The sequence below is a fragment of the Schumannella luteola genome, assembly GCF_013408685.1.
Taxonomy (GTDB): domain Bacteria; phylum Actinomycetota; class Actinomycetes; order Actinomycetales; family Microbacteriaceae; genus Schumannella; species Schumannella luteola.
In genome coordinates this window covers 2,301,619-2,327,158 of record NZ_JACBZY010000001.1, presented here as the reverse complement: position 1 = coordinate 2,327,158, position 25,540 = coordinate 2,301,619, and the positions used below count along the sequence as shown (strand labels likewise).

General features: G+C 70.8%; 24 protein-coding genes. 5 read left to right on the top strand and 19 right to left on the bottom strand.

The window, feature by feature from the left end; genetic code table 11:
• Positions 1-87: 87 nt before the first annotated feature.
• The 4 genes from BJ979_RS10480 to BJ979_RS10465 form a co-directional block, all read right to left on the bottom strand.
• The gene (locus BJ979_RS10480) at positions 88-504 is read right to left on the bottom strand and encodes a hypothetical protein (RefSeq protein ID WP_179567671.1); all 417 of its coding nucleotides are present in this window, start codon (positions 502-504) and stop codon (positions 88-90) included.
• 107 nt (positions 505-611) lie between these two features.
• Positions 612-962, bottom strand: coding sequence for a DUF4190 domain-containing protein (locus BJ979_RS10475; RefSeq protein ID WP_246286746.1), 351 nt, complete (start codon positions 960-962; stop codon positions 612-614).
• A 51-nt stretch (positions 963-1,013) separates the two neighbouring features.
• Positions 1,014-1,577 (bottom strand): hypothetical protein, encoded by a 564-nt coding sequence (locus tag BJ979_RS10470; protein ID WP_179567669.1) that lies wholly within the window; start codon positions 1,575-1,577, stop codon positions 1,014-1,016.
• Between the two features lie 93 nt (positions 1,578-1,670).
• A complete protein-coding gene (locus BJ979_RS10465) occupies positions 1,671-2,105 on the bottom strand; it encodes an NUDIX domain-containing protein (protein ID WP_179567667.1) in 435 nt (144 codons plus the stop codon).
• Positions 2,106-2,213: 108 nt separating this feature from the next.
• Here BJ979_RS10465 and BJ979_RS10460 point away from each other — a divergent pair, with 108 nt between their 5' ends.
• A complete protein-coding gene (locus BJ979_RS10460; protein ID WP_179567665.1) occupies positions 2,214-2,756 on the top strand; it encodes a dihydrofolate reductase family protein in 543 nt (180 codons plus the stop codon).
• A 33-nt stretch (positions 2,757-2,789) separates the two neighbouring features.
• Here BJ979_RS10460 and BJ979_RS10455 read toward each other — a convergent pair whose 3' ends face one another.
• The 3 genes from BJ979_RS10455 to BJ979_RS10445 all read right to left on the bottom strand — a co-directional run bounded on the left by BJ979_RS10455 (position 2,790) and on the right by BJ979_RS10445 (position 5,331).
• The gene (locus BJ979_RS10455; protein WP_179567663.1) at positions 2,790-3,317 is read right to left on the bottom strand and encodes a hypothetical protein; all 528 of its coding nucleotides are present in this window, start codon (positions 3,315-3,317) and stop codon (positions 2,790-2,792) included.
• A 106-nt stretch (positions 3,318-3,423) separates the two neighbouring features.
• The gene (gene ychF, locus BJ979_RS10450) at positions 3,424-4,500 is read right to left on the bottom strand and encodes a redox-regulated ATPase YchF (RefSeq protein WP_179567661.1); all 1,077 of its coding nucleotides are present in this window, start codon (positions 4,498-4,500) and stop codon (positions 3,424-3,426) included.
• A 96-nt stretch (positions 4,501-4,596) separates the two neighbouring features.
• Entirely contained in the window at positions 4,597-5,331 is a 735-nt protein-coding gene (locus BJ979_RS10445) for a class I SAM-dependent methyltransferase (RefSeq protein WP_179567659.1), read from the bottom strand.
• A gap of 125 nt (positions 5,332-5,456) precedes the next feature.
• On the opposite strand from BJ979_RS10445, the gene BJ979_RS10440 reads away from it, so the two are divergent.
• On the top strand, positions 5,457-6,143 hold the full coding sequence (locus BJ979_RS10440) for an exonuclease domain-containing protein (protein ID WP_179567657.1): 687 nt from the start codon (positions 5,457-5,459) through the stop codon (positions 6,141-6,143).
• Between the two features lie 55 nt (positions 6,144-6,198).
• Complete coding sequence (locus BJ979_RS10435) at positions 6,199-7,683, top strand: DNA recombination protein RmuC (RefSeq protein WP_246286744.1); 1,485 nt, start codon at positions 6,199-6,201, stop codon at positions 7,681-7,683.
• 18 nt (positions 7,684-7,701) lie between these two features.
• Here the strand turns inward: BJ979_RS10435 and BJ979_RS10430 are convergent, their stop codons facing one another.
• The 8 genes from BJ979_RS10430 to BJ979_RS10395 all read right to left on the bottom strand — a co-directional run bounded on the left by BJ979_RS10430 (position 7,702) and on the right by BJ979_RS10395 (position 18,480).
• Positions 7,702-9,933 carry an ABC transporter ATP-binding protein gene (locus BJ979_RS10430; RefSeq protein WP_179567655.1) on the bottom strand — a complete coding sequence of 744 codons (2,232 nt, stop codon included), beginning with the start codon at positions 9,931-9,933 and terminating at the stop codon, positions 7,702-7,704.
• Positions 9,930-11,663, bottom strand: coding sequence for an ABC transporter ATP-binding protein (locus tag BJ979_RS10425; RefSeq protein ID WP_179567653.1), 1,734 nt, complete (start codon positions 11,661-11,663; stop codon positions 9,930-9,932). The genes BJ979_RS10430 and BJ979_RS10425 overlap by 4 nt, the downstream gene beginning before the upstream one ends.
• A gap of 8 nt (positions 11,664-11,671) precedes the next feature.
• Entirely contained in the window at positions 11,672-12,301 is a 630-nt protein-coding gene (locus BJ979_RS10420; RefSeq protein WP_218853480.1) for a TetR family transcriptional regulator, read from the bottom strand.
• 170 nt (positions 12,302-12,471) lie between these two features.
• On the bottom strand, positions 12,472-13,479 hold the full coding sequence (glpX, locus tag BJ979_RS10415) for a class II fructose-bisphosphatase (protein WP_179570238.1): 1,008 nt from the start codon (positions 13,477-13,479) through the stop codon (positions 12,472-12,474).
• A 110-nt stretch (positions 13,480-13,589) separates the two neighbouring features.
• A complete protein-coding gene (locus BJ979_RS10410) occupies positions 13,590-14,852 on the bottom strand; it encodes a four-carbon acid sugar kinase family protein (RefSeq protein ID WP_179567651.1) in 1,263 nt (420 codons plus the stop codon).
• Between the two features lie 14 nt (positions 14,853-14,866).
• Positions 14,867-16,201 (bottom strand): MFS transporter, encoded by a 1,335-nt coding sequence (locus BJ979_RS10405; protein WP_179567649.1) that lies wholly within the window; start codon positions 16,199-16,201, stop codon positions 14,867-14,869.
• 68 nt (positions 16,202-16,269) lie between these two features.
• Entirely contained in the window at positions 16,270-17,013 is a 744-nt protein-coding gene (locus BJ979_RS10400) for a FadR/GntR family transcriptional regulator (protein ID WP_179567647.1), read from the bottom strand.
• Between the two features lie 105 nt (positions 17,014-17,118).
• The gene (locus BJ979_RS10395) at positions 17,119-18,480 is read right to left on the bottom strand and encodes an NAD(P)H-dependent oxidoreductase (RefSeq protein ID WP_179567645.1); all 1,362 of its coding nucleotides are present in this window, start codon (positions 18,478-18,480) and stop codon (positions 17,119-17,121) included.
• A gap of 184 nt (positions 18,481-18,664) precedes the next feature.
• On the opposite strand from BJ979_RS10395, the gene fbaA reads away from it, so the two are divergent.
• On the top strand, positions 18,665-19,696 hold the full coding sequence (fbaA, locus tag BJ979_RS10390) for a class II fructose-bisphosphate aldolase (protein WP_179567643.1): 1,032 nt from the start codon (positions 18,665-18,667) through the stop codon (positions 19,694-19,696).
• A gap of 77 nt (positions 19,697-19,773) precedes the next feature.
• Here fbaA and BJ979_RS10385 read toward each other — a convergent pair whose 3' ends face one another.
• The 4 genes from BJ979_RS10385 to BJ979_RS10370 all read right to left on the bottom strand — a co-directional run bounded on the left by BJ979_RS10385 (position 19,774) and on the right by BJ979_RS10370 (position 24,142).
• Positions 19,774-20,922, bottom strand: coding sequence for a hypothetical protein (locus tag BJ979_RS10385; protein WP_179567641.1), 1,149 nt, complete (start codon positions 20,920-20,922; stop codon positions 19,774-19,776).
• Complete coding sequence (locus BJ979_RS10380; RefSeq protein ID WP_179567639.1) at positions 20,912-22,288, bottom strand: sensor histidine kinase; 1,377 nt, start codon at positions 22,286-22,288, stop codon at positions 20,912-20,914. The genes BJ979_RS10385 and BJ979_RS10380 overlap by 11 nt, the downstream gene beginning before the upstream one ends.
• Before the next feature lie 64 nt (positions 22,289-22,352).
• Complete coding sequence (locus BJ979_RS10375; RefSeq protein WP_179567637.1) at positions 22,353-23,069, bottom strand: DUF6264 family protein; 717 nt, start codon at positions 23,067-23,069, stop codon at positions 22,353-22,355.
• A complete protein-coding gene (locus BJ979_RS10370; protein ID WP_179567635.1) occupies positions 23,066-24,142 on the bottom strand; it encodes a 4-hydroxy-3-methylbut-2-enyl diphosphate reductase in 1,077 nt (358 codons plus the stop codon). The genes BJ979_RS10375 and BJ979_RS10370 overlap by 4 nt, the downstream gene beginning before the upstream one ends.
• A gap of 118 nt (positions 24,143-24,260) precedes the next feature.
• Here BJ979_RS10370 and xseA point away from each other — a divergent pair, with 118 nt between their 5' ends.
• Complete coding sequence (gene xseA, locus BJ979_RS10365; RefSeq protein ID WP_179567633.1) at positions 24,261-25,535, top strand: exodeoxyribonuclease VII large subunit; 1,275 nt, start codon at positions 24,261-24,263, stop codon at positions 25,533-25,535.
• Positions 25,536-25,540 lie beyond the last annotated feature (5 nt).

Genomic DNA, 25,540 nt, shown 5'->3' with positions numbered 1-25,540 from the left:
AGCACCCGCGCAGCTCGCGGGCCGCATCCCAGCCTGGCGGTCGCGCGTGCGGGTTCCGTCATCCTCGAGCATGACGCCGGTCGGCGGTCAGGACGAGATGCGGGCGTACTCGCGGCGCGTGTGCACGAACTCGATCGTGCGCGCAACGCCCGAGCCCAGCGCCAGTAGCGCGAACACGCCCGCGACGATCAGCATCGGGTTGCCGGAGTCCTCAGCATGCACGACTGTCTCGCCGTCCAGAGTGCCGGTGGGCCGGATGTAGGCGCGCGCTGTGCGATCTTTGCCGGGCTCGCCGTCGAGTTCGGTGTCGTCGAGGTGTCTCGCGCCGTCATCACTGACCCAGTCGCCGAAGCTCACCGTGCGGGTGGCCCCCTTGTATCCGACCCGGAGCTCGGTGCGCGTCTCGGTGAACGTTCCCCAGATGGCGGGCTTGCCCGCATCCACCAGTGCCACGGCGCCGACGCCGATCGAAGCCACGAATCCCAAGCCGCACAGCACGATCACGAACAGCTTCCACCCGCGCACTATCCGCGGGCTGACTCGCCGTCGTCGCCGACGTCGACGTCGGCGCGCGTGGCTACGGGGTCGCTTCAGCGTCTCCTCGACGCCCGTCACAGTCCCGTCGGCGCCATCGACGCGAACTGCAGGAACAGGGCGATCCAGACCACGAAGAAGACCGCCTGCAGGATCGTGCCGAGCACGCCGAGGATGTAGGCCCACTTCGCGAGGCCCTCGCCCGCTTCGCCGGTGACGGCGATCTGCCGCTTCGCCATGATGCCGAGCACGATCCCGATCACGGGCATGAGGAAGACGCCGACGAAGCCGATGATCGCGAGCAGGTTGGTGCGGATCGGCTGGAGCGGCTGACCCGGGTACATCGGCTGAGCCCACTGCGAGGGCGGGATCGGCGCCGCGGGGGCTTCCGGCGCATGTGTGGGGTCGCCCTGCTCGGTGGAGGTCATCGCGTCAGCATGCCAGCGCATCCGCCACCGGCGCGCACCCGCATCAGGGTGTCAGCGCGCAGCGAGCCGCGGCGGGATCTGCCCAGCGACGACCGCGAGCGCCGCCAGGTAGCGGCCTCCCGCGTGCACCGAGGTGATCCGCTTCAGCCTGTACCCGAGCGGGCCCCTCCAACTCGCGTCGGGCAGCGCCTCGTCGAGCCAGACGTGCTTGCGATCGATCGACTCGATGGCGCCGATCCACAGCGCCCTCCGCTCAGTCTCCTTCTCGATGCCGATCGGCGCGTGATGATCGCCGAGGTACGCGAGCACCTCCGACGTGGAGTCGAGGCCCGGCTCGCCCGGGGCGGTCGGCGGCCAGCTCGGCAGAGTCCGCGCGAACCGCGACTCGAAGCTCGTATCCCATTCGACGCCGGTGATGTCACGGATGCGCACCGCGATGACTCCGTCGGGGCGACCTCCGTCACCGGTCGCGGCGAGCAGCACCCATTCGGTGCCGACGGCGAGCACGAAGCCGTCGATGCGACCCGCGTGCCGCAGGTCGCGTTCTACGCGGACCATTCGTTCGGCGCCGATGCCGGCCTCGAGCTTGCGACGGATCTTCTTCGTGCCGGTCACGCCCACAGCATCGACCCGAGAGCCGTCGGACCGCCAGCCGCGAACCGCTCGACGCTCCGCAGATCTCGACGAATGTCCATCCGCCGTCCCGACTCACTCCAAGCGGCGCGCGAGGAGCTCTTGGGCGAGACTGACCGGCGGACTGACCGGGCGATCGGATCCGAGATCGAGCAGCACGACCCTCGCGACATCCTCAACGCTCTCGACCGGACGCACTGGCCCCAGCGCGTCGACGAGTGCGATGAGCCCGCGGTGGCGGAAGTCGATCGGCCTCCTCCTGTCGCTCGCGAGTTCGACCCGGAACTCGAAGGGATGCCATTCGAGCACCGAGCGCACGGCGGCGCCGCACTCCTCATCCAGCTCGCGCGCCAGCGTCTGCTCCCGACACTCCCCCGCCTCGGGCGCTCCTCCCGGCAGATCGAGCCAGCCCGTGTAGGGCCCGCGCACCTTCTCGATCGTCACGAGCCGGCCGTCCTGCAGCCACGCCCCGTAGACGCCGAAGTGCTCATGCGGTTCGGGAGCGGGCATCACGGCAGGATCGCATGTCCGAGCGATCTCCGGCCTCCGCTCCGGCCGGATCGCAGCTACCGTCGGAAGACACGCGTTCACGACTCAGCGCTCGCAGAGGAGAACAGCATGGCCACGGTGATCATCCACGCCACCATCACGCTCGACGGCTTCCTCGCCGAGGCCGACGGCGGGGTCGACTGGATGTTCGGCCGTCCCTCGGCCCCCGACGACGATCTGGTCGTGCAGCGGGTCATGGATCGGATCGGAGCCGTGGTCGGCGGCGCCAACAAGACCCGCACGATCGACGACGGCGAGATCCCCTACGGCGGGATGCTGAAGGTGCCGGTCTTCCTCATGACGCACGACGCCCACGACCCGATCGAGCGGGACGGGATCACCTACACCTTCGTGCAGGACAGCATCGTCGACGCCGTCGACCGGGCGTCGCTCGCAGCCGGTGACCGCTGGGTCAGTTTGCTCGGCGGGAGCATCTCGCGTCAGTGCCTGCAGCTGGGCCTCGTCGACGAGATCCACCTCGACGTCGCGCCGGTGCTGCTCGGCGGCGGCATCTCGCTCTTCGCCGGCCTCGGCGAGCGGATCGAGCTGGAGCGACTCGAGACGTCCGCCTTCGCGAGCGAGACGCACCAGCGCTACCGCGTCATCCGCTGATCGGCGACGGATCGCCGTCGGTGGCCGCGGGCGCTAGCACGTCGGCGAATCGGCCAGCGCTTCGACGATGACACGGGGTTCGACGTCGATGGAGTCGGCGGCCGCCGAGCGGCGGCGGCGCTTGTGGCCGTCCTGCCAGGTGAACTCGACGCGCGCCGGCTGCAGGCGACCCGATGCCGGGATGAGCTCGGCGTGCGTTCCCTCGCGCTCCCACTCTTCGGCGCCGATCGGCGGCAGGAACGCCGACGGACGCTCGATCTCGGGGAAGAGCACGGACGTGGAGGTGATCGCCATAGCGAATTCGGGCCTGCGCAGTCGCCGGCAGATCTGTCGCACGCCCGCCACGACGAGCACCGCAAGCAGCACGAGGATCACGATCGCGAGGAGGGACAGCCTCATGTCGGGACGGCCGTCGATTGCCATGAGAGCGACGAGAGGCCCGACCCAGATGAGTGCGAGCAGAGCGCCGAGGACGATCGACAGCACACCTTGCTTGTGCATCGTGCGTCGGATCGTTGGCTCCATGGCCGCCCAGCGCGTCTCGTCGTAGTACGCGACCACGTCCGCGTCAGCGATCAGCTCTCGCTCGGCGTCGGTTCCGTGAGGACTCCTGGATGCGGGACGACGCAGCGACACGGCACGAGGCTACCGCCCGAACGCGAGGAACTCACACGTTGAAGCGGAACTCCACCACGTCGCCGTCCTGCATGACGTAGTCCTTGCCCTCGATGCGAGCCTTGCCGGCCGAGCGGGCATCCGCGACGGATCCGGCGGCGACGAGGTCGTCGAAGCCGATCACCTCCGCCTTGATGAAGCCCGTCTCGAAGTCGGTGTGGATGACGCCGGCGGCCTGCGGGGCCTTCCAGCCCTTGCCGATGGTCCAGGCGCGCGACTCCTTGGGGCCGGCGGTGAGGTAGGTCTGCAGGCCGAGGGTGTCGAAGCCGATGCGGGCCAGCTGGTCGAGGCCCGACTCGGTCTGGCCGGTGGAGGCGAGCAGCTCGGCCGCGTCCTCGGGGTCGAGGTCGATGAGCTCCGACTCGATCTTCGCGTCGAGGAAGACGGCCTGGGCGGGCGCGACGATCGCGGCGAGCGCATCCGTCTTCGCCGTGTCGGTGAGGATGCCCTCGTCGACGTTGAAGACGTAGATGACCGGCTTGGCGGTGAGCAGGCCGAGCTCCTTGAGCAGGCCGAGCTCGAGGCCCTTGACCTGCGACAGCGGGGTGCCCTCGCCGAGCGCCTTCTGCGCCTCGACGGCGGCGGCGAGCACAGCTGGGTCGGCCTTCTTGCCGCGCACCTCCTTCTCGAGGCGCGTCACCGCCTTCTCGAGCGTCTGCAGGTCGGCGAGCATCAGCTCGGTGTTGATGGTCTCGAGGTCGCCCGAGGGGTCGACGGCACCGGCGACGTGCACGACGTCGTCGTCGGTGAAGGCGCGCACGACCTGCGCGATCGCATCCGCCTCGCGGATGTTCGCGAGGAACTGGTTGCCCAGCCCTTCGCCCTCGCTCGCGCCCTTCACGATGCCGGCGATGTCGACGAACGACACCGTCGCGGGCACGATCCGCTCGCTCGCGAAGACGCCGGCCAGCACGTTCAGGCGCTCGTCGGGCAGGTTCACGATCCCGACGTTCGGCTCGATCGTCGCGAACGGGTAGTTCGCCGCGAGCACGGTGTTCTTGGTGAGGGCGTTGAAGAGGGTCGACTTGCCCACGTTGGGGAGTCCGACGATGCCGATGGTGAGAGCCACGGGAGGTCAGCCTACCGGCGGCGCCAGGGCGTGGCCGACGGCGGGTGGATGCGCGGCGCGCTCCGGCGGTTCAGCCGCCTCGATCGCTTGATCGCCTCAGTCGCGCCGCGCGACGAACGCGACCGTGCGCATCGGCATGACCCAGCGGCCGGCGGCGGTGCTGTCAGCATCCGAATCGAGCAGCTCGCGGATCCCCCGCTCCATCTCCGCGCGACCGTCCTCATCGCGCACGAGCCAGGCGCTGCGCGAGCGCACCAGGTCGAGCACCTGCTCGCGAGCGAGCTCGCGGCTCCAGTCGACCCAGGTCGTGACCGGCTCGTCGAACGGCGGTGCGAACTCGACCGGCTCGTCGAGGAATACCTCAGCGCCCGAGCGCTCCGCGATCTCGCCGAAGCGGCGGTTCCACGAATCGCGCTCGTCGCGCTCGTTCCAGACGAGGGCGAGCGCGCCGCCGGGGCGCAGCACGCGCGCGACCTCGGCGAAAGCGCGCGGCGCATCCACCCAGTGCCAGGCCTGCGCGACCGTCACCAGGTCGAAAGCCGCATCGGGGAACGGGATGCTCTCGGCCGTGCCCTCGGCGACGGGGATGTCGGGCGAGCGCTCGGCGAGTGCGGCGAGCATCGCCGGGTCGGGGTCGACGGCGCTGACCCGCAGACCGCGTACGGCGAGCGCGCGGGTCAGCTTGCCCGTGCCGGCGCCGAGATCGAGCACGTCGCTCGGGTCTCCCGCGAGCACGGCGTCGACGATCTCGTCGGGGTAGCCGGGCCGCGCCCGCTCGTACTCCCCCGTCGCCGCTCCGAAGGACAGGGCCCGCGCATCCCGCTCGCTCATGCGGCCACGCTACGCCCGACGGCCGCGGCCCGCCGCCCGGCGTGTCGCCCGCGGAACGGGGCGCAACGAGCGCGTGAACGGCGTGTGTTCCCGCGAGCGTCGGTGCTCCGTGTGACCATCGGGGCGTGCCAGTGGACTTCACCGCGATCGACTTCGAGACCGCCAACTCGTCGTCGGCGAGCGCCTGCTCGGTCGGCCTGGTGAAGGTGCGCGACGGCCGCGTCGTCGACAAGGCCGGGTGGCTCATCCGCCCGCCGGCCGGGCACGACCACTTCGTCGAGTGGAACGTGCGCATCCACGGCATCATGCAGGCGGATGTCGTCGATGCCCCGCTGTGGGTCGAGCAGCTGCCCGACCTCATGGCCTTCGCCGGCGGCGACATGATGGTCGCCCACAACGCCGGATTCGACATGGGCGTGATCAAGGGCGCGTGCGCCGCGAGCCTGGTCGAGCATCCCGCGATCGACTACGTCTGCAGCCTGCAGGTCGCCCGCAAGAGCTACGAGCTCGACAGCTACCGGCTGCCGTCGGCGGCGCGGGCCGCGGGATTCGACGACTTCAACCACCACGACGCGATCGCCGACTCGGAGGCGTGCGCGGCGATCATGATCGACGCCGCCCGCCGGTGGGGCGCCGACGACCTGCGCGCGCTCGCCGCCGCCGCCGGGGTGCGCGTCTCATCGACGGCACCGAAGCCCGCGGTCGACGTGGCCGCGACGCGCGCCGCCGATGCGCGCAGCGCGGCAGCCCAGGCGCTCCGTGTCGCGCCGATGTCGGCGGGCGGATGGGCGCCGCCGCCGCTGTCGGTCTGATGGTCGTCGCGCGTCACCGGCGTGGGATGTCGGCGGTCGCGGTCACACTGACGGCATGGACGCGCTCTCGCTGCTGATCGGACTCGTGCTCGGCCTCGTCGTCGGCGGGGTCGCCGCCGTGCTGCTTCTGCGATCGCGGCGCGGCGGCGCGGGCGCGGATGCCGCCGGCACGGCGATCGACGACCCGCGCCTCGTCGCCGAGCGGCACGCGCGCGAACTGGATGCGGTGCGCGCCGAGCAGGCCGCCCGCCAGGGCGAGCTCGCCGCACAGCTCTCCGGAGTGCAGTCGGCTCTCGCCGGAGCCCGCGAGCAGCTCGCCGGGCAGCAGGAGCTCTACCGCGACCTCATGGAGCGCAGCGAGACCGATCGGCGCGAGCGCATCCAGCGCGACCAGAAGGATTCCGCCGCCGAGAGCAAGGTGCTGCAGGCGCTGAGCCCGGTGCAGGAGTCGCTGCGCCTGATGCAGGCGAAGGTGGTCGAGCTCGAGACCCAGCGCAGCGAGCAGCACGGGCAGCTCAGCGAGCAGCTGAAGAGCGCCGTCGACTCGGAGGAGCGGCTGCGGGCCACGGCCGAGTCGCTCGCCTCGGCGCTGCGCAACAACGCGACCCGTGGCGTGTGGGGCGAGACGCAGCTGCGCAACGTCGTCGAGGCCGCGGGTCTCACGAACCGCGTGGACTTCCAGCTGCAGTCGTCGATCACCTCCGAGCACGGCGCCGGTCGACCCGACATGGTCGTGCACCTGCCCGGCGGCAAGTCGATCGCGGTCGATGCGAAGGTTCCCTACAACAGCTACCTCGAGGCGTCGAGCATCCCCGCGACGGCGACCGGTGAGGAGGAGGCCCGCCGAGCGAGCCTGCTGGACCAGCACGCCAAGCAGGTGCGCGCCCACGTGGATGCGCTGGCCCGCAAGAGCTACTGGACGGGCCTCGACGCGAGCCCGGAGTTCACGGTCGCGTTCATCCCGAGCGAGTCGCTGCTCGCCGCGGCGCTCGAGCACGACGCGACCCTGCTCGAGTACGCCTTCGGCAAGCGCATCGCCCTCGCCAGCCCGGTCAACCTCTGGGCGGTGCTGAAGACGGTCGCCTTCACCTGGCAGCAGGACGTGCTGACCGACGACGCGAAGCGCCTCTTCGACCTCAGCAAGGAGCTCTACGGCCGGCTCGCGACCCTCTCCGACTACGCCGACAAGCTCGGACGATCGATCGCCTCGACCGTCACGAGCTACAACCGCTTCGCCGCGTCGCTCGAGAGCCGCGTGCTCGTCACGGCCCGCAAGCTCGATGCGCTCGACGAGGGCAAGGTCATCGGCGAGCCGAAGACGCTCGACGAGCGGCCGAGCACGCTCTCCGCTCCCGAGCTGACCGAGACGCTCGCCCACGAGCTCGATGCCCTGGATGCGACGCTCGACCGGGTCGACGAGCCCGACCCCGACCGCGCGGGACTCAACGCCGGAGCCGACTCCCACGCCGACGACGCCGACGCCGAGTCCGAGCACGCCGCGCGCGCGAGTAGCGACGGGGAGAGCCGGCAGTCCGCCTGACCCTCCCCGCCGTTCGCGTCAGGACCGTGTCGAGTCCTGACCGCCTTCCGCTCCCGGCCGGCTCGGCGACGGCGGTTCAGCCTCCGTCGCGGCCGGCGGCACCACCGGAGCGCCGAGTGCGCTCGACGCGACCGGCGCTCCCTCGGCGCCTGGTCCGCCGAGCGGGATCGCTCCGCTCTCGGTACCGAGCGATGCCGGCGCGCCGACCGCAGCGCCGACCAGAGCGCCCTGACCAGCGTCCGGCATCGGCTCGTCCTGGCTCTCGTCCACCGGCGCCGCGAACTGGGCCTGGTAAAGCCGCGCATACGCGCCGCCCTGCTCGAGCAGCTGGGCGTGCGTGCCCTGCTCGACGATGGAGCCCTTCTCCATGACGAGGATGAGGTCGGCATCCCGGATCGTCGACAGCCGGTGCGCGATCACGAAGCTCGTGCGGTCGCGCCGCAGCTCGGCCATCGCCCGCTGCACGAGCAGCTCGGTCCGGGTGTCGACCGAGCTGGTGGCCTCGTCGAGGATCAGCACGCTCGGCCGGGCCAGGAACGCCCGCGCGATCGTGAGCAGCTGCTTCTCGCCGGCGCTGATGTTCGACGCCTCGTCGTCGAGCACCGTGTCATAGCCCTCGGGCAGCGAGTGCACGAAGCGGTCGACGAAGCTCGCCTGCGCGGCGTCGAGGATCTCCTCCTCCGACGCGCCCGGGCGGCCGTACGCGATGTTGTCGCGGATCGTGCCGGCGAAGAGCCACGTGTCCTGCAGCACCATGCCGGTGCGCGAGCGCAGATCGGCCCGCGACATCGCGGCGATGTCGGCGCCGTCGAGCGTGATGCGCCCCGACTGCGGCTCGTAGAAGCGCATGATCAGGTTCACCAGCGTCGTCTTGCCGGCCCCGGTCGGTCCGACGATCGCGATCGTCTGGCCGGGCTCGGCGACGAGCGTGAGGTCGCGGATGAGCGGCTTGTCGGGCACGTAGTCGAAGTCGACGCGCTCGAAGGCGAGGCGGCCGCCGCGACCGGCCGGGCGCTCGGGCGTCGCCGGGTCGGGGCTCTGCTCGTCGGCATCCAGCAGCTCGAAGACGCGCTCGGCGCTGGCGACGCCCGACTGCAGCACGTTGACCATCGAGCCGAGCTGCGACAGCGGCTGGGTGAACTGGCGCGCGTACTGGATGAAGGCCTGCACGTCGCCGAGCCGCATCGAGCCGTTCGCGACCAGGAGCCCGCCGACGACGGCGATCGCGACGTAGACCAGGTTCCCGATGAACATCATCGCGGGCATGATGATGCCGCTGACGAACTGGGCGCCGAAGCTGGCCTTGAACAGCTCCTCGTTCTTCTCGCCGAAGCGCTGCTCGACCTCCTTGTGCCGACCGAAGACCTTCACGAGCGCGTGGCCGCTGTAGCCCTCCTCGATCTGCGCATTGAGTTCGCCCGTGTGCTTCCACTGCGCGACGAAGAGCTTCTGCGAGCGCTTCGCGATCAGCGTCGTCACGACCAGCGTGAGCGGGATCGTGACGAGCGCGATGAGCGCGAGCCACGGCGAGATGACGAACATCATCACGACGACGCCGACGACGGTGAGCAGCGAGGTGATCGCCTGGCTGATCGTCTGCGACAGGGTCTGCGAGATGTTGTCGATGTCGTTCGTGACGCGGCTGAGCAGCTCGCCGCGCGGCTGCTTGTCGAAGTACGACAGCGGCAGGCGGTGGATCTTCTGCTCGATCTGCTCGCGCAGGCGGTACACGGTGCGCTGGATGATGCCGTTGAGCACGTAGCTCTGCAGCCAGCCGAACACCGACGACAGCACGTAGAGCGCCAGCACGATGCCGAGCACGAGCTGCAGGGCCGAGAAGTCGATGCCCTGGCCGGGCACGACGTCCAGCCCGCGGATCATGTCGGCGCGCGCGGTGTCGCCGTCCTTCACGAGGCCGTCGACGACCTGCTGCTTCGACAGCCCGTCGGGCAGCCCCTTGCCGATGACGCCCGCGAAGATGACGTTCGTCGCCTCGCCGAGCACCTTCGGCCCGAGCACCGAGAGGATGACGCTGACCACGCCGAGCACCAGCACGCCGATGAGGCCGACGCGGTCGGGGCGCAGCGTGCCGAGCAGGCGCAGCGCCGAGCCGCGGAAGTCGGCGCTCTTCTCGGCCGGCAGGCCGGGACCGCCGAAGGGGCCTCCCCCGCCGCCGGGACCGCGCCGCGGCGGCGCGGCCGCGGGACGCGAGCTCGTGTCGTCGCCCGTGGACTTCGTCGCGTCGCTCATGCCGCCTCCTCCGCCGTGAGCTGGCTGGCCACGATCTCGGCGTACTCCTCCGAGGTCTGCAGCAGCTCGTCGTGGGTTCCGCGCCCGACGATCTCTCCGTCGTCGAGCACGAGGATCTGATCGGCGTCGACGATCGTCGACACCCGCTGGGCGACCACGATGCGGGTCGCATCGCCGACGCTCCGATCGAGCGCGGCTCTCAGCCGCGCATCCGTCGCCGTGTCGAGCGCCGAGAAGGAGTCGTCGAACACGTAGACCTCCGGCCGCTTCACGAGCGCCCGCGCGATCGCGAGGCGCTGGCGCTGACCGCCGGAGACGTTCGTGCCGCCCTGGGCGATCGGCGCATCCAGCCCGTCCGGCAGCTCCTCGACGAAGTCGCGGGCCTGCGCGATGTCGAGCGCGGTCCACAGCTCCTCGTCGCTCGCCTCGGGATTGCCGTAGCGCAGGTTCGAGGCGATCGTGCCGCTGAACAGGTACGCCTTCTGTGGCACCAGTCCGATGCGGCCCCAGAGCAGATCGGGGTCGAGGCGGCGCACATCCACGCCATCGACGAGCACCTCGCCGCCGGTCACGTCGAACAGGCGCGGCAGGAGCCCGATCAGCGTCGTCTTGCCCGAGCCGGTCGAGCCGATGATCGCCGTCGTCTCGCCGCGTCGGGCGGTGAACGACACCGAGCGCAGCACCGGCTGATCGGCGCCGGGGTAGGCGAAGGTCGCGTTCCGCAGCTCGACGTCGCCGGTTCCGGCGGTCTCGCGCACCGGATCGGCGGGTGTCGCGACCGAGGGCTGCGTCTCGAGCACCTCGCCGATGCGGTCGGCCGAGACCGTCGCGCGCGGCAGCAGGAAGCCGAGCATCGTCGCCATCATCACGGCGCCGAGGATCTGCAGCAGGTACTGCAGGAACGCCGTGAGCGATCCGACCTGCAGGCTGCCGTCGTCGATGCGGTACGCGCCGAACCACAGCACGGCGACGCTCGACAGATTGAGCACGAGCATGACGACCGGGAACATCAGCGCGAAGTACCGCCCGGCCATCAGCGCGGCCTGCGTGACGGCCGCGTTCGCATCCTTGAAGCGGTCGACCTCGATGGGCTCGCGCACGAAGGCGCGCACGACGCGGATGCCGGTCAACTGCTCGCGCAGCACCCGGTTGATGCCGTCGAGGCGATCCTGCTGGCGGCGGAACCAGGGCACCATGCGCGACACGATCAGGCTGACGGCGATGAGCAGCACCGGGACGGCGACGACCATGATCCAGCTGAGCTGCACATCCTCGCGCAGCGCCATGATCACGCCGCCGATCGCGAGGATCGGCGCCGAGACCAGCAGCGTCGCGCTCATCAGCACGAGCATCTGCACCTGCTGCACGTCGTTCGTGGTGCGGGTGATGAGCGACGGGGCGCCGAAGTGGGCGACCTCCCGCTCGGAGAACACGCCGACCCGCTCGAAGACGGCGCCGCGCAGGTCGCGGCCGACCGCCATCGCGGCGCGGGCGCCGAAGTAGACGGCGGCGATCGAGCAGGCGACCTGCACGAGCGTGATGAGCAGCATGATCGCGCCGGTCGAGAGGATGAAGCCGGTGTCGTTCTTGGCGACGCCCTCATCGATGATCTCGGCGTTGAGGCTCGGCAGGTACAGCGAGGCGATGGACTGGCCGAACTGGAACACGATCACCGCGATGAGCAGCGGTCTGTAGGGCTTGAGGAAGCGGGCGAGGAGCCGGAGGAGCACGTCGTTCCCTATCCGTCGGTGCGGGGTTCTCCCGCGGGGTGGTGGTGGAGGACGCCGCCGGCGACGAAGGCGGCGAGCTCGGCCGAGCCGAACTCGTGAGGTGCGTTGAACTGGGGGACGGCCGCGCCGAAGGCGACGAGGCGGAGGTAGAAGGCGAGCTCGGGGATGCCGACGGCGAGCCGGTCGCGATCGCGCTCGACGAGTTCGGCGAGGATGTCGATCCACTCCTCGTCGGGGTCGCGCTCGGTCGACGGATCGGGCGCGCCGGGCGCCTGGCCGCCGAACGCGGCCATCAGTCGGATCACGCCGGTCATGCGGTCGCGCAGCAGCCCGATCACGGCCGCGAGCTTCGGCTCGAGCGGCAGCTCGTGGTCGATGCCGCGCAGCTGCGTGCGCAGCGGCAGCGGGTCGAAGTGCTTGGCGACGGCGGCCCGGATGAGGCTCTCCTTGTCGCCGAAGGCCCGGAACACGGTGCCCTCGGCGATGCCGGCGGCCTGGGCGATGCGCTTGGTGCTGACGTCGCGCCCGTGCTCGAGCAGCAGCGGGATGACGGCCTCGATGATGGCGTCGCGCCGATCCTCGGGCGCCATCGGGCGCGCCCGCACCCGCACCTCGACGAACCCCTCCGGCAGCACCACGCGAGAACTCTAAGTGAGTGAGCGCTCACTCACAAGGTTCGATGCGAAGTCATCAGCCACGGTGATCACCGGCTGCACCACCGCCGGCGCCGCCGACGACGCCACCGACGACGAAGAGGCCGCACGCCGCAGCGCACAGCCCCTCCCCGCCCGTCACGGGCGGATCCGGTTCAGAGCCCGGCGAACTCGCCCTCATCGAGCCACTTCTCGACCAGGTGGTCGGCGGTGACGCGGCGGATGGTGCCCGAGCGCGCCCGCAGCACGATCGACTCGGTGCGGATGATCGGCCCCTTGCGGCGCACGCCGCCGACGAGGTTGCCGTCGGTGACGCCGGTCGCGACGAAGAAGGTGTTGTCGCCCTTGACGAGCTCGTCGGCGCTGTAGACGTGGTCGAACTTCAGGCCGGCATCCAGGCCCTTCTGCTTCTCCTCGTCGGTCTTCGGCGCGAGACGGGTCTGGATGAGGCCGCCGAGCGCCTTGATCGCGCACGCGGTCGCGACGCCCTCGGGGCTGCCGCCGATGCCGATGCACATGTCGAGGCGACCCTCGTAGCTCGCTGCATCGATGCCGCCCGCGACGTCGCCGTCGAGCAGCAGACGCGTGCCGGCCCCGGCCGCACGGATCTCCTCGATCAGGCCCTCGTGGCGCGGGCGGTCGAGGATGCCGATCGACATCTCGCTGACCGGCTTGCCCTTCGCCTTCGCGAGCTTCTGGATGTTCTCGGCGACCGACTGGCGCAGGTCGACGACGCCGATCCCCTCCGGACCGGTGACGATCTTCTCCATGTAGAACACGGTGTGCGCATCCAGCATCGCGCCGCGGTCGGCGGCGGCGATCATCGAGATCGCATTGCGTCGTCCCGACGCGGTGAGCGAGGTGCCGTCGATCGGGTCGACGGCGATGTCGCAGGCGGGGCCGCGGCCGTTGCCGACGTGCTCGCCGTTGAAGAGCATCGGCGCCTCGTCCTTCTCGCCCTCGCCGATGACGACGACGCCGTCGAAGTTGACGGTGCCGAGGAATTTGCGCATCGCATCCACGGCCGCGCCGTCGGCGCCGTTCTTGTCGCCGCGCCCGATGAACGGCACGGCGCGGATGGCGGCGGCCTCGGTCGCGCGGACGAGCTCGAGAGCCAGGTTGCGGTCGGGGTGCAGGAACAGGGTTCCCGTCTCGGTGGTCACCACGTGGGCATCCTCCGTTTCGTGGTTGGTGGACCAATAAGGGGATGCGCCCGAGGTGGCGTCGGCGCGACAGCCAGCCTAGCGAAGGCGGCTGTCGCGCCGGCCGATCCTCACGCGGTCTGAACGGACGTGCGCAGTCCGAGTGACTGCACGACGCGCTCGAGCGTGTCGGGGCCGCCGACGTTGCCCGGCACGACGACGTAGAGCAGCTCGCGCCCGTCGTGGGCGGTGAGCCGCCAGACCGAGACGCCGGGCAGCACCTGGCCGAGCACGACGGCGCGGGTGGCGCCGATCCCGGTCGAGGCGACCTCGGCGCTCGTGATGCCGCCCTTCGAGATCACGACCTCGACCTGCGGCAGCAGCTGCCGTACGGCGGTCGTGAGCGCGGCCATGACCTTCTCGCCGTGGTCGAGCGTGCCGTGCTCGCTCGAGCGGATGCGCGCGGTCGTGACGATCGCGAGGCCGCGGTCGGCGACGTGGTCGGCCGCCTGCTCGGCGGCCGCACGCCCGGCGGCGGCGGGGTCGTCGAGCGCGAGCGCCGTGTCGACGACCGCCGGGTCTCCCCAGGCGGCGACGATCGGCGCGAGCTGCGCCGTGGCGCCGGCGGTGTGCGAGCCGCAGACGAGCAGGGTCGGCGCGGGAGACGGGATGAGCGGCGTCGCCAGCAGTCCCGAGCTCGCGACCCCGGCCAGCTCGGCCGCGAGCGGCGACGCCGAGCGCACGACGACGCGCACCCCCTGCGCCTCGGCCGCGGCGATCGCGGCGGCGACGTGGCGGATGTCGTCAGCGTCGACCGCATCCGGCACCACGACCTCGCCCGGCTTCGCCGCGAGCAGCGCGTCGACGACACCGCCCGCGCGCACCGCCTCCAGGTCGACTGGATGCGCGACCCGCCCCGACTTCGCCGCGACGTAGTCGACGAGCGCCGAGTCGGCGAAGGGGAACACCGGGTCGTCGGCGTACTCGGTCTCGGCCGCCGGAAGGTCCTGGTCGCCGATGCGCACGAAGTGCACTCCCCCGCGGGTCGTGCGCCCGCCGTCGGGGAAGGCCGGGAGGAAGACCATCACCGCGTCGCCGTCGAGGAACTGCTCGGTCTCGGCGAACACGTGGCCGCGCAGGGTCGAGTCGCCGCGCAGCACGAACCGCACCTCGGCGCCGAGACGGCGGGCCGCCTCCTCGCCGTCGGCGCGGATGCCGCGCACCAGCTCGACCGCATCCGCCTCGTGGAGGGCGCGGCTGTTGGTCTGCACGTACACACTGTCGCGCTCGCGCAGCACCTGCTCGAGGGCGTCGACTCCGCCGCGCAGCAGCACCACCGCATCGGTGGCCGACTGCGTGCCGGTGGGGTCGTCGTCGAGCACGATGGTCTTCATCCCGGCCGCCATGCTTACTTGACCTCGGCGATCGCTCGGTCGACGTCGGCGCGCTCGCGCTTGCCCCACGTCTCGCGGGTCAGCAGGGCGCCGAGCAGGCCGAGCACACCGCAGGCCGCGTACACGATGGCCACGCCGCCCCAGCCGAGCACGACGGCGACCGCGGTCGCGATGAGCGGGATGAAGCCCGAGATCGCGGCCGAGAACTGGTAGCCGATCGAGGCGCCCGACGCGCGGGTGTTGGTGCTGAACAGCTCCGAGAACCAGGCGCCCTGGGTGCCGGCGAGCATGTCGTGGATGACCGACATCGCGACGATGTAGACGAACACGATGAGGTACGGCGCCGAGGTGTTCACGAGCAGGAACATCGGGAACGCGAAGGCGATCAGCAGCAGCGTGCCGACGATGTAGACCGGGCGACGCCCGATCCGATCGGTCAGCGTGCCCCACAGGATCGTCGTCACGACGCCGAGCGCGGCGGCCGCGATGAGTCCGGTGAGCGCGACCGAGCGCTCGGTGATCGGGTCGTCGCCGCTGGTGAGGTAGCTCAGCATGTAGGTGACGATCACGTAGAAGCCGCCCGACTCGGCGAGGCGCAGCGCGATGACGCGCAGCACGGTGCGCCAGTCGTTCTTGATGACCTGCCAGAGCGGGTTCTTGACGACGAGACCCATCTCCTTGGTGTGCTCGAACTCGGGGCTCTCCGACACCTTCAGGCGGATGATCATGCCGGCGATGATCAGCACGGCGCTGAGCAGGAACGGCAGACGCCAGGCGAGCTCGCTGTCGAGCTGCGACGAGAGCAGGAAGACGACGTTCGCGAGCAGCACGCCGAACGGCACACCGGCCTGCGGGATGGCGGTGTAGCGGCCGCGCTTCTTCCACGGCGCGTGCTCGAAGGTCATGAGGATGGCGCCACCCCACTCGGCGCCGAAGGCGAGGCCCTGCACGACGCGGATGAAGCCGAGCAGCAGCGGGGCGAGCAGGCCGACCTGTGCGTAGGTCGGCAGCACGCCGATCAGCACGGTCGAGATGCCCATGACCATGAGCGCGCCGACGAGCACCGGCTTGCGGCCGATCTTGTCGCCGAGGTAGCCGCCGATGAGCCCGCCGATGGGGCGCACGGCGAAGCCGATGCCGAAGGTCAGGAAGCCGAGCAGCACGCCGACGACCGGGTCGCTCGACGGGAAGAAATCGGTTCCGAAGTAGAGCGCGGCGGCGGTGCCGTACGCCAGGAAGTCGTAGTTCTCGATCGTGGTTCCGACGGCGCTGCCGATCGCGGTGCGCAGCTTGTCGGGCGACCCGTCACGGGCCTGGGAGGTGCCCCCGGGGGCGGTGGTGGTGGTCATCGGTCGTCCATATCTCCTTCGATATGGGAGCGAGAGGATCGCGCTCCCTCGGCGGGAGCGCGTCCGGGTCATTCCGGGCTCGGCGCTCCGCCGATCTGTCCGTTCTTGTAGAAGCTGTTGATGTGGTCCTGCACCTGCCGGCTGGCGCCGACGGCGTCCTTCGCGACGATGGCGGCGAGGATGTCGCGGTGCTCGGCGCGCACGGTCTTGGCCGTGGTCTTCCAGTCGGCGAGTCGGGCGTAGGCCTCGATCATCTGCCGGTGGATGGTGGTGCGGAGGCTGCCCATCACCTGGGCGGTGAGGGCGTTCCCGGTCGATTCGGCGATCCGCTGGTGGAAGGCCGCGTCGAGCAGGTTGAACTCGGCCGCGGTGACATCGGGATCGTCCATCCGGTCGAGGATGTCGGCGAGTTCGGAGTGGTCGGCGTCAGTCGATCGATAGGCGGCCTCCGAGCACGACCAGGTCTCGAGCGCCAGGCGCGTCTCGACCACGTCGGTCGCGGTGAAGTGCCCGAGCGCGAACTGCAGCTTGAGCAGGTTCACCAGGCCCTCGCCGGGGGTGGAGAGCAGCACGGCTCCGCCGTCCGCTCCCCCGCCCCGGCGCACATCCACCACGCCCAGCGCCTCGAGCACTCGCAGCGATTCCCGCAGCGAGGGCCGGGAGACCCCGAGGGCGACGGCGAGCTCGCGCTCGCTCGGCAGGTGATCCCCCGGCTTCAGCCGGCCGTCGAGGATGCGCTCCTCGATCTGCGCCATGACCTGCTCGTAGGTGCGCATACGCTGCACCGGCTCCCAGGCATCGGAGGTCGCCATGGTTCATCACCTTCCGGGTGTCGACAGCGGACACCGCGGTGACGTCCGTCGCGATCATCGTAGGCGGCATGGTGTGTCCTGTTGACGGTCTGACCGCGGGTCGCGTCAGCCGGCGAGCGCCGCGTGCTCGGCGCGGAACTCCGCCTCGAGCTGACGGCGGATCTGCACGGCGAACTGGGTCTCGTCGAGCTCGACGTCGTCCCACGAGACCGTGCGGTCTTTGGGCACGTCGCGGATGAGCTTGGCGCCGTGGGCGAGGCCGAGCGGCAGCGCGTTGACGGCGAGCGAGGTCGCGGCGGGCGCGAGCTTGCCGAAGACGGTGTAGCCGCCTTCGCCGTCGAGGGTCTCGCCGGCCTTGAGGTCCTTTTTGGCGGTCGTGACGACATCCCCGCGGAACCCCGTCGGGGCACCCGTGGCCTCATTGCGCAGCACGGCGGCGGCGATCGACACCCCGAGCTCGAGCCCGATCATGTGGTACGGGCGGTAGAGCTCGCCGAAGCGGCCCGAGGGGTCGGTCTTGACGCCGTATTCGGCGAAGCACTGCACGGCGTAGTCGGTCTGCGCCTCGAAGGTGACGTAGACGCCCCAGCGCAGGTCGCGGAAGACGTCGCTGCCATCGCGGTTCAGGCTCGAGACGATCTCGACCGTGCCCGAGCGCGACAGGGTGCCGCCGTCGGCCTTCGGGATGATCAGGGTCGACAGGTCGTCGACGCCGGCAGGGGTGAAATTCAGGCCCTCGTCCTGCGGGATGAGGCCGGTGCCGTTCGCGACGGCGGCCATCTCGATCGCCGACTTCGTGCCGTCGAGGAAGGAGTTGAACATCTTCGGGTTGTAGTCGCCCGAGGCCAGCTGCTCGTCGCTGAAGCCGTAGTAGTTCCAGACCGTGTCGGGCGTGGAGTAGTTGTACTCCGGCAGGTACTTGGTGCCCTTGCCCGCAGCGACGGGCGTGAAGCCGACGGTGCGGCACCAGTCGACCATCTCGCAGATCAGGGCCGGCTGGTCGCCGTACGCCATCGTGTAGATGACCCCGGCGGCCTGCGCGCGGCGCTGCAGGATCGGCCCGACCATGCAGTCGGCCTCGACGTTGACCATGACGACGTGCTTGCCGTTGTCGATGGCGGTGACCGCGTGGTAAGTGCCGACGAGGGGGTTGCCGGTGATCTCGAGGATGACCTCGACCGCCGGGTGGGTGATGAGCGCATCCGAGCTGTCGATCACGGCGGTGCCGCCCGTGCGCACAGCCTCGTCGAGGGTCGCGGCGGAGTAGCGCTCGGCCGGCCAGCCGGTGCGCTCGAGGGCGCCCTTGGCCTTGGGCACGTTGATGTCGGCGACGCCGACGACGTGGATGTTGTCGCTGTTCACGGCCTGCGTCAGGAACATCGACGCGAACTTGCCCGCGCCGATCACGCCGACCCGGATGGGTCCGGATTCGGCGGTGCGCTTCTGCATCAGCGGGAAGAGATTCATTCCGAGCTACCCCTTTGTAGACGGCCGCGCCGCCTGAGTGATCTTCGTGGCTTGATGGTCTGACCATCTGCTGGTCACACATATTGCGCTCGATGGATGCGCGTGTCAACTCCGGCGCGCGGAACGCACGGTCCGCCTGGCTAGAGTTGGCGAGAACCCGCCTGTGTTTCGAAGGAGATCCCCCATGCCCGTGGCAACCCCGGACCAGTACGCCGAGATGCTCGAGAAGGCGAAGGCCGGTTCCTACGCCTTCCCCGCCATCAACGTGTCGTCGTCGTCGACGATCAACTCGGTGCTCCAGGGCCTGAGCGACGCCGGCAGCGACGGCATCATCCAGGTCACGACCGGCGGCGCCGACTACTTCGCCGGCCAGACCGTCAAGGCCCGCGCCTCGGGTGCCCTCGCCTTCGCGGCCTACGTCACCGAGGTCGCCAAGAACTACCCCGTGACCGTCGCGCTGCACACCGACCACTGCCCCAAGGACGCCCTCGACGGCTTCGTGCTCCCGCTCCTCGCCGCCAGCGAGGAGGAGGTCAAGGCCGGCCGCAACCCGATCTTCCAGTCGCACATGTGGGACGGCTCGGCCGTGCCGCTGCAGGAGAACATCGAGATCGCACAGCAGCTGCTCCCCCGCATGAAGGCGATCAACGCGATCCTCGAGGTCGAGATCGGCGTCGTCGGCGGCGAAGAGGACGGCGTGCAGCACGAGGGCAGCAACGAGGCCCTCTACACGACCCTCGGTGACGTGACCCAGGCGGTCGAGGCCCTCGGCCTCGGCGACCAGGGCCGCTGGATCGCCGCCCTCACCTTCGGCAACGTGCACGGCGTCTACAAGCCCGGCAACGTGAAGCTGCGCCCCGAGCTGCTCGGCGAGATCCAGGCCGGCATCGCCGCCAAGTACGGCACCGCCGCCAAGCCGCTCGACCTCGTCTTCCACGGCGGATCGGGCTCCACCGACGCCGAGATCGCCGAGGCGGTGCGCAACGGCGTCATCAAGATGAACATCGACACCGACACGCAGTACGCCTACAGCCGCTCGATCGCCGACACCGTGCTGAAGAACTACGACGGCTTCCTCAAGGTGGATGGCGAGGTCGGCAACAAGAAGATCTACGACCCGCGCGCCTGGGGCAAGATCGCCGAGACCGCCATGGCCGCCCGCGTCGTCGAGGCGACCACGCAGCTGGGCTCGAAGGGCAACTCGATCTCGGCCTGAGCCGGATCGCCTCGCTTCACCGGAACCCCGTCGTCACCTCGCGTGGCGGCGGGGTTCCGTCGTGTCCGGCTCGGTTCTCAGGAGTCGGCAGCGGGGGCGTCGAAGGTCAGATCGAGCCGGTCGTGGTGCCAGGTCACGTTCGTGGCCGTCATCTGCAGCGTCAGGTAGTAGGGCGCCAGGTGCATGATCCGCCGACCGTCCGGCAGCTCCACGTCGAGGCTCACGCCGACCGCGGTCGAGCCGTCGTCGCGGCCGCGCAGCTCGACCAGCAGCGACCCCTGGTCCACCTCGGGGGCGGCCAGGAGCGCGCGGATGAGCGCGCGGAGAGCCGTGCGCTGCGACGGGCGCAGCCGATCGGCGCGACGCTCGGGGTCGATCACGACCAGCCGCGACGAGACCTCGAGCTCGTCGAGCCAGCTCGCGTTCGCCTGCGTGACCAGATCGTCGCGCAGCCGCCGGGCGAGCTGACCGGCGAGGGCGCGGTCGGAGGCGTCGATCGTGCCGCGCGCGACGACCTGCTCGAGGAAGGGCACCGCGCGCGAGGTGAGGCGGGCGAGCCGCTCGCGCTCGGCATCCTGCATCCGCTGATCCAGCGCCGGGCCCGCGACGACGAGCGTGCGCGAACGGGCTTCGAGCAGCCGCCGCATGTTGCGCACCACGCGGTGCGAGAACGTCGCGGTCAGCACCGTCGAGACCGTGATGGGCGTGGCGATGATGATCGTGCTGGCGATGACGCCCCAGTTGCCCTCCGAGCGCACGAGGACGGCCGAGAGCGGCACTGTCGTGACGGCGATGCCGACGCCGAGCACGATGAGCCGCCGCGCCGGCAGGTACGGCGCGAGCGAGCCCAGGATCATGCAGCTCGCGAGCGATCCCCACCACACCTCGACGGGGATGGCGACGCCCTGGAAGCCGACCGCCGAGAGCAGCATGGCCGATCCGCTCAGCGAGCACGCCGTCACCGCGGCGCCGAGGCTGATCGGACCGCTGCGCCGATCTCCGCGCCGCCTCTGGCCGGCTGCGAAGTGCACCACGAGGTGCGCAGAGACGGCGATCGCGACGGCGAACAGCTGCAGGCCGGGCAGCGTGCGGGTGTTGAGCCCGGTGATCACGACGAGCACCCCGCTCACGGCCTGGAACACCGCGAACGACGCCGGGATGTAGGGGCCTGTCAGCCAGCTGAGCGGGTCGAGCTGCTGGGGCGAGATCGGCACCTCACCGCGCATGATCGCCCCCTCGGGTCTCGTTGCGGGACTCGTCACGGGAGTCGACCCGCAGCGGGTCGAGCCGGGGGCCGAAGGGATCGCCGAGCCGCTCCCGTGGGTGCTCGCCCACAGGATCGTCGCCGTCACCGAGTGCGGACTGGCCGATGAGCCGATGGTGGGAGGGGTCGTTCGGCACCACGACGTCGAGCACCGGCACCGTGAGCACGACCGAGGTGCCCGCGCCGGGGGTCGACCAGACGTCGAGGCGCCCTCCGACGCGCTCGAGCCGGCCCGACATCGACTCGCGGATGCCGAGGCGGTCACCCGCGATCGCCGAGGTGTCGAAGCCGACCCCCTGGTCGATGACCATCACCGAGATCATCTCCTCAGTGCTGCTCGACACGATCTCCGCGTCGCTCGCACCCGAGTGCTTGAGCACGTTCTCGAGGGCGGCGCGAGTCGCGTCGAGCAGTGCGTCCGCCGCCTCCGGATCGAGTCGGTAGATGCCGGTGCCGCCGCCGGTGACCCGCACGGTCAGCCCGCGCCACTGGAAATCGGTGACCATGCGCGTGATCCGGTTGCGCAGCGCCGCGTCGGCGTCGTCGGCCGGCACGTGGTGCGAGGTCGTCAGCCAGTCGCCGCCCGTGAGCGTGTCGAGGTCGTCGCGGAGTCGGGCCCGCGTGCGCTCGTCGAGCACGTCGGCGCCGTTCATGATGATCGCGAGGTCGTTGAGCACGGTGTCGTGCACGACCGCGGTCGTGCGCCGCGCCAGGTCGGCGCCGGTCGCGAGCGCCTGCGTCTCGGCCTCGAGCTCGTCGAAGTTCGGCACCCGACTGCGCGCCCGGCGCTGGATCGCCGCGAGCACCGCGCACAGTCCCGTGCCGATGATCATCATCATGGTCGGGCCGAAACCAGGGCTGAAGGGATGCCCGCTCACCGCCGCGACGAGGGCCGTCACTCCGCTGGTGGTCGCCCATCCGGCCAGGAGCCACGAGCTCGCGATCAGCGGCGTCGTGGGTGCGATCGCGACGAGTCCGAGAGCGACCGCGGGGCGGTTGAGCAGGAAGTTGTAGTGCAGGTCGGCGTCGGGGAGGTCGCGCAGCACGAGCAGCTGGAACGCGGCGACCGCGACGCCCCCGACGACGAGGAACAGCAGCGAGGTCAGGGGACGGCTGCGCCACGCGGCGAGCAGCAGGAGCGCCAGCACCAGAGCGAGCAGCGTGAGCGGGCGACCGACCTCGTGGCCGATCCCGAGCCGCACGTAGGCCTCGATGACGATCGGCACGTCGAGCAGGAGATTGACCGCGCCCGTAGCCCACACCATCCGCGAGATGGAGTCGGTGATGACACCGGCCGCGACCTCGCGCGGAAGCACCGCGACGCGCATGATCGGCCCCTCCTCTCGTCAGGGTCGATCATCCCAGTTCGGCCGGCTCAGCCCGGCAGGACGCTCAGCCCTGCAGCATCTGCAGGTACGCCGGATCCTGCACCATCACCCAGATCGAGACGATCATCGACGCCACCGAGGCGAGCGCCCCGCCCACGAGCGGGATCCAGAACACGAAACGCAGCCGGCGCACGACGAGGGCGACGACGGCGATCGTGACGACCAGGATGGCGAGCTGCAGACCGGCATCCCAGTTCGCCGCGGCCGCGGCGGGGCCGGTCGCGGTGAAGTCGCCGAGGTCCATGATGCGGAAGACCTGCTCGAAGCGCTGCGGGTAGAGGTCGCGGCTGGTCAGCGTGGTGATCACGTTGAAGGCGCCGAAGACGAGCAGGCCGACCGTGATCGGCAGATCCCAGCGCGGGCGGGGCTTCGCCACGGGCTTCGCCGCGAGGTGAGGTGCGTGCGGCGGCACGTGCTGCGTCGGGGCGGCGTAGGGCGGCGCGTGCGGACCGGAGGGCCCCTGCGAGGCACCCGGCGGACCCCACGCCGGCGGGGTCGCCGCGGTCGCGTGTTCGGCGGGCGATACGGGATGCGCCGCCGGCGCCGGCGCGGCCAGCGCGTCGGTGGCGTCCTTCAGCAGCGGGTGGTCGGGGCCGAGGATCTCGCGCAGCTCCTCTGGCGAGGCGTACTCGCCGTACGCCGGGCGCGGCGGAGAGGTCGGTTCGGCGTTCGCGGCGAGGTCGCCGTCGGCGGCGGGAGTCGTGTCGCGGGGGTCGCTCATGCGCGGCCCCGTCCGCCGAGCGCGCGCGCATCCGCGTTCCCGTCGACGTCGCGGCGCAACTCCTTCGGCAGCGAGAACATCAGATCCTCCTCCGCCGTGCGCACCTCCTCGACCTCGCCGTAGCCCGCCTGCGCGAGATCGGTCAGCAGCTCCTGCACCAGCACCTCCGGAACCGAGGCGCCGCTCGTGACGCCGATCGTTCGAACACCCTCGAGCCAGGCCTGCTGCACCTCATCGGCGTAGTCGACCCGGTAGGCGGCCTTCGCGCCGTACTCGAGGGCGACCTCGACCAAGCGCACGCTGTTCGAGCTGTTGGCAGAGCCGACGACGATCACCAGGTCGGCGTCTTTGGCGACCTTCTTGATCGCGACCTGGCGGTTCTGGGTGGCGTAGCAGATGTCGTCGCTGGGCGGATCCTGCAGATGCGGGAAGCGCACGCGCAGCCGGCGCACCGTCTCCATCGTCTCGTCGACGCTGAGGGTGGTCTGCGAGATCCAGACGAGGTTGTCGGTGTCGGGCACCTCGACCGTGTCCGCCGACTCGGGGCTGTCGATGAGGATCGTGCGCTCGGGCGCGTGGCCCATCGTGCCCTCGACCTCTTCGTGGCCGGCGTGGCCGACGAGCAGGATGCGCGCATCCTGCTTGGCGAATCGCAGCGCCTCGCGGTGCACCTTCGTCACCAGAGGGCAGGTCGCGTCGATCGCCTGCAGCTCGCGCTCGGTCGCCTCGGCCTTGACCATCGGCGAGACGCCGTGGGCGCTGAAAACGACGTGCGAGCCCATCGGCACCTCGTCGAGCTGGTCGACGAAGATCGCGCCGCGCTTCTCGAGCTCGCTGACCACGTGCACGTTGTGCACGATCTGCTTGCGCACGTAGACGGGGGCGCCGTAGTGGTCGAGCGCCTTCTCGACGGCGATCACGGCGCGGTCGACGCCGGCGCAGTAGCCGCGCGGCGCGGCGAGCAGCACCCGCTTCGACCCGGCGACGGGGAGGTCGAGGAGCGGCTCGCGCTGCGACGGCAGGCGCGGCGGAGCGAGATCGACGCCGGGGGCGCCGTTGGTGATGCCGGACACCCTGTGATTCTACGAGCGTCGCCCGGACGTCACCTGGCCGCCCGATCGGCGTCCCGCGCGGGTGCGTGCTGGGCCCGCGCGCGGCCGGCTGTCCGCGGCCTCCCGTAGCCTGACGGGCATGACGGACGCCCCCGCCGCCGCGAACGACGCCGCCCCCGCATCCATTGCCCCCTCGGCCGAGTCGCCGTGGCCGGTCTCGGTGCTGTCGAGCAAGATCAAGGACTACATCGCGCGCCTCGGCGCCGTGTGGGTCGAGGGCGAGCTGACGCAGTGGAACGTGCGCGGCGGAGCCGTCTACGCGAAGCTCAAAGACCTTGAGCAGGATGCGACGGTCTCGCTGCAGATGTGGGCCAGCACGCGCGCCAAGCTCGACGCCGACTTCAAGCAGGGCGACCGCGTCGTCGCCCTCGTCAAGCCCGACTGGTGGCTGCGCGGCGGCACGCTCACGATGAACGTGCTGCAGCTCAAGCACGTCGGCCTCGGCGACCTGCTCGAGCGGCTCGAGCGGCTGCGTCGTCAGCTGATCGAGGAAGGCCTCTTCGACGCGTCGCGCAAGAAGCGCCTGCCCTTCCTGCCGCACTGCATCGGGCTCGTCACCGGCAAGGACTCCGACGCCGAGAAGGACGTGCTGCGCAACGCGCAGCTGCGCTGGCCGAGCGTGAGCTTCCGGGTCAAGCACTCGGCCGTGCAGGGCGAGCGCGCCGCGAGCGAGGTCGCGGCGCGCATCCGCGAGCTGGATGCCGATCCCGAGGTCGACGTCATCATCGTCGCGCGCGGCGGCGGCGACTTCCAGAACCTGCTCGTGTTCAGCGACGAGACGCTCGTGCGCACGGCCGCCGCGGCGCAGACGCCGATCGTCAGCGCGATCGGTCACGAGAACGACCGGCCGCTGCTCGACGAGGTCGCCGACCTGCGGGCCTCCACGCCGACGGATGCGGCGAAGCGCGTCGTGCCCGACGTCAGCGAGGAGCTGGCGCGCGTGCAGCAGGCCCGCGGCCGCATCCAGCTGCGGGTGAGCGGCTTCATCGGCCACGAGATCGACCGGCTCGGGCAGCTGCGCAGCCGCCCCGTCATGTCCGATCCGGCCTGGCTGGTCGACAGCCGCGCCGAGGAGCTCGTGCGCTGGGTCGCGCGCGGCAGCGAGCTCATGGACCACCGCCTCGAGCGCGCGACGGCGCGCATCGGCGAGCTCACCGGCCACCTGCGCGCACTGAGCCCGAAGCGCACCCTTGAGCGCGGTTACGCGATCGCTCAGCTGCCCGACGGCCGCGCGCTGCGCTCGATCGAGGACGCGCCGCTCGGCTCGGCCCTGCGCGTCACCGTCGCCGACGGCGCCGTCGCGGCCACCGTCGACGGGGTCGAGGCGGCCGAGCGCGCCGAGGGTCGCGGGTAGGATCG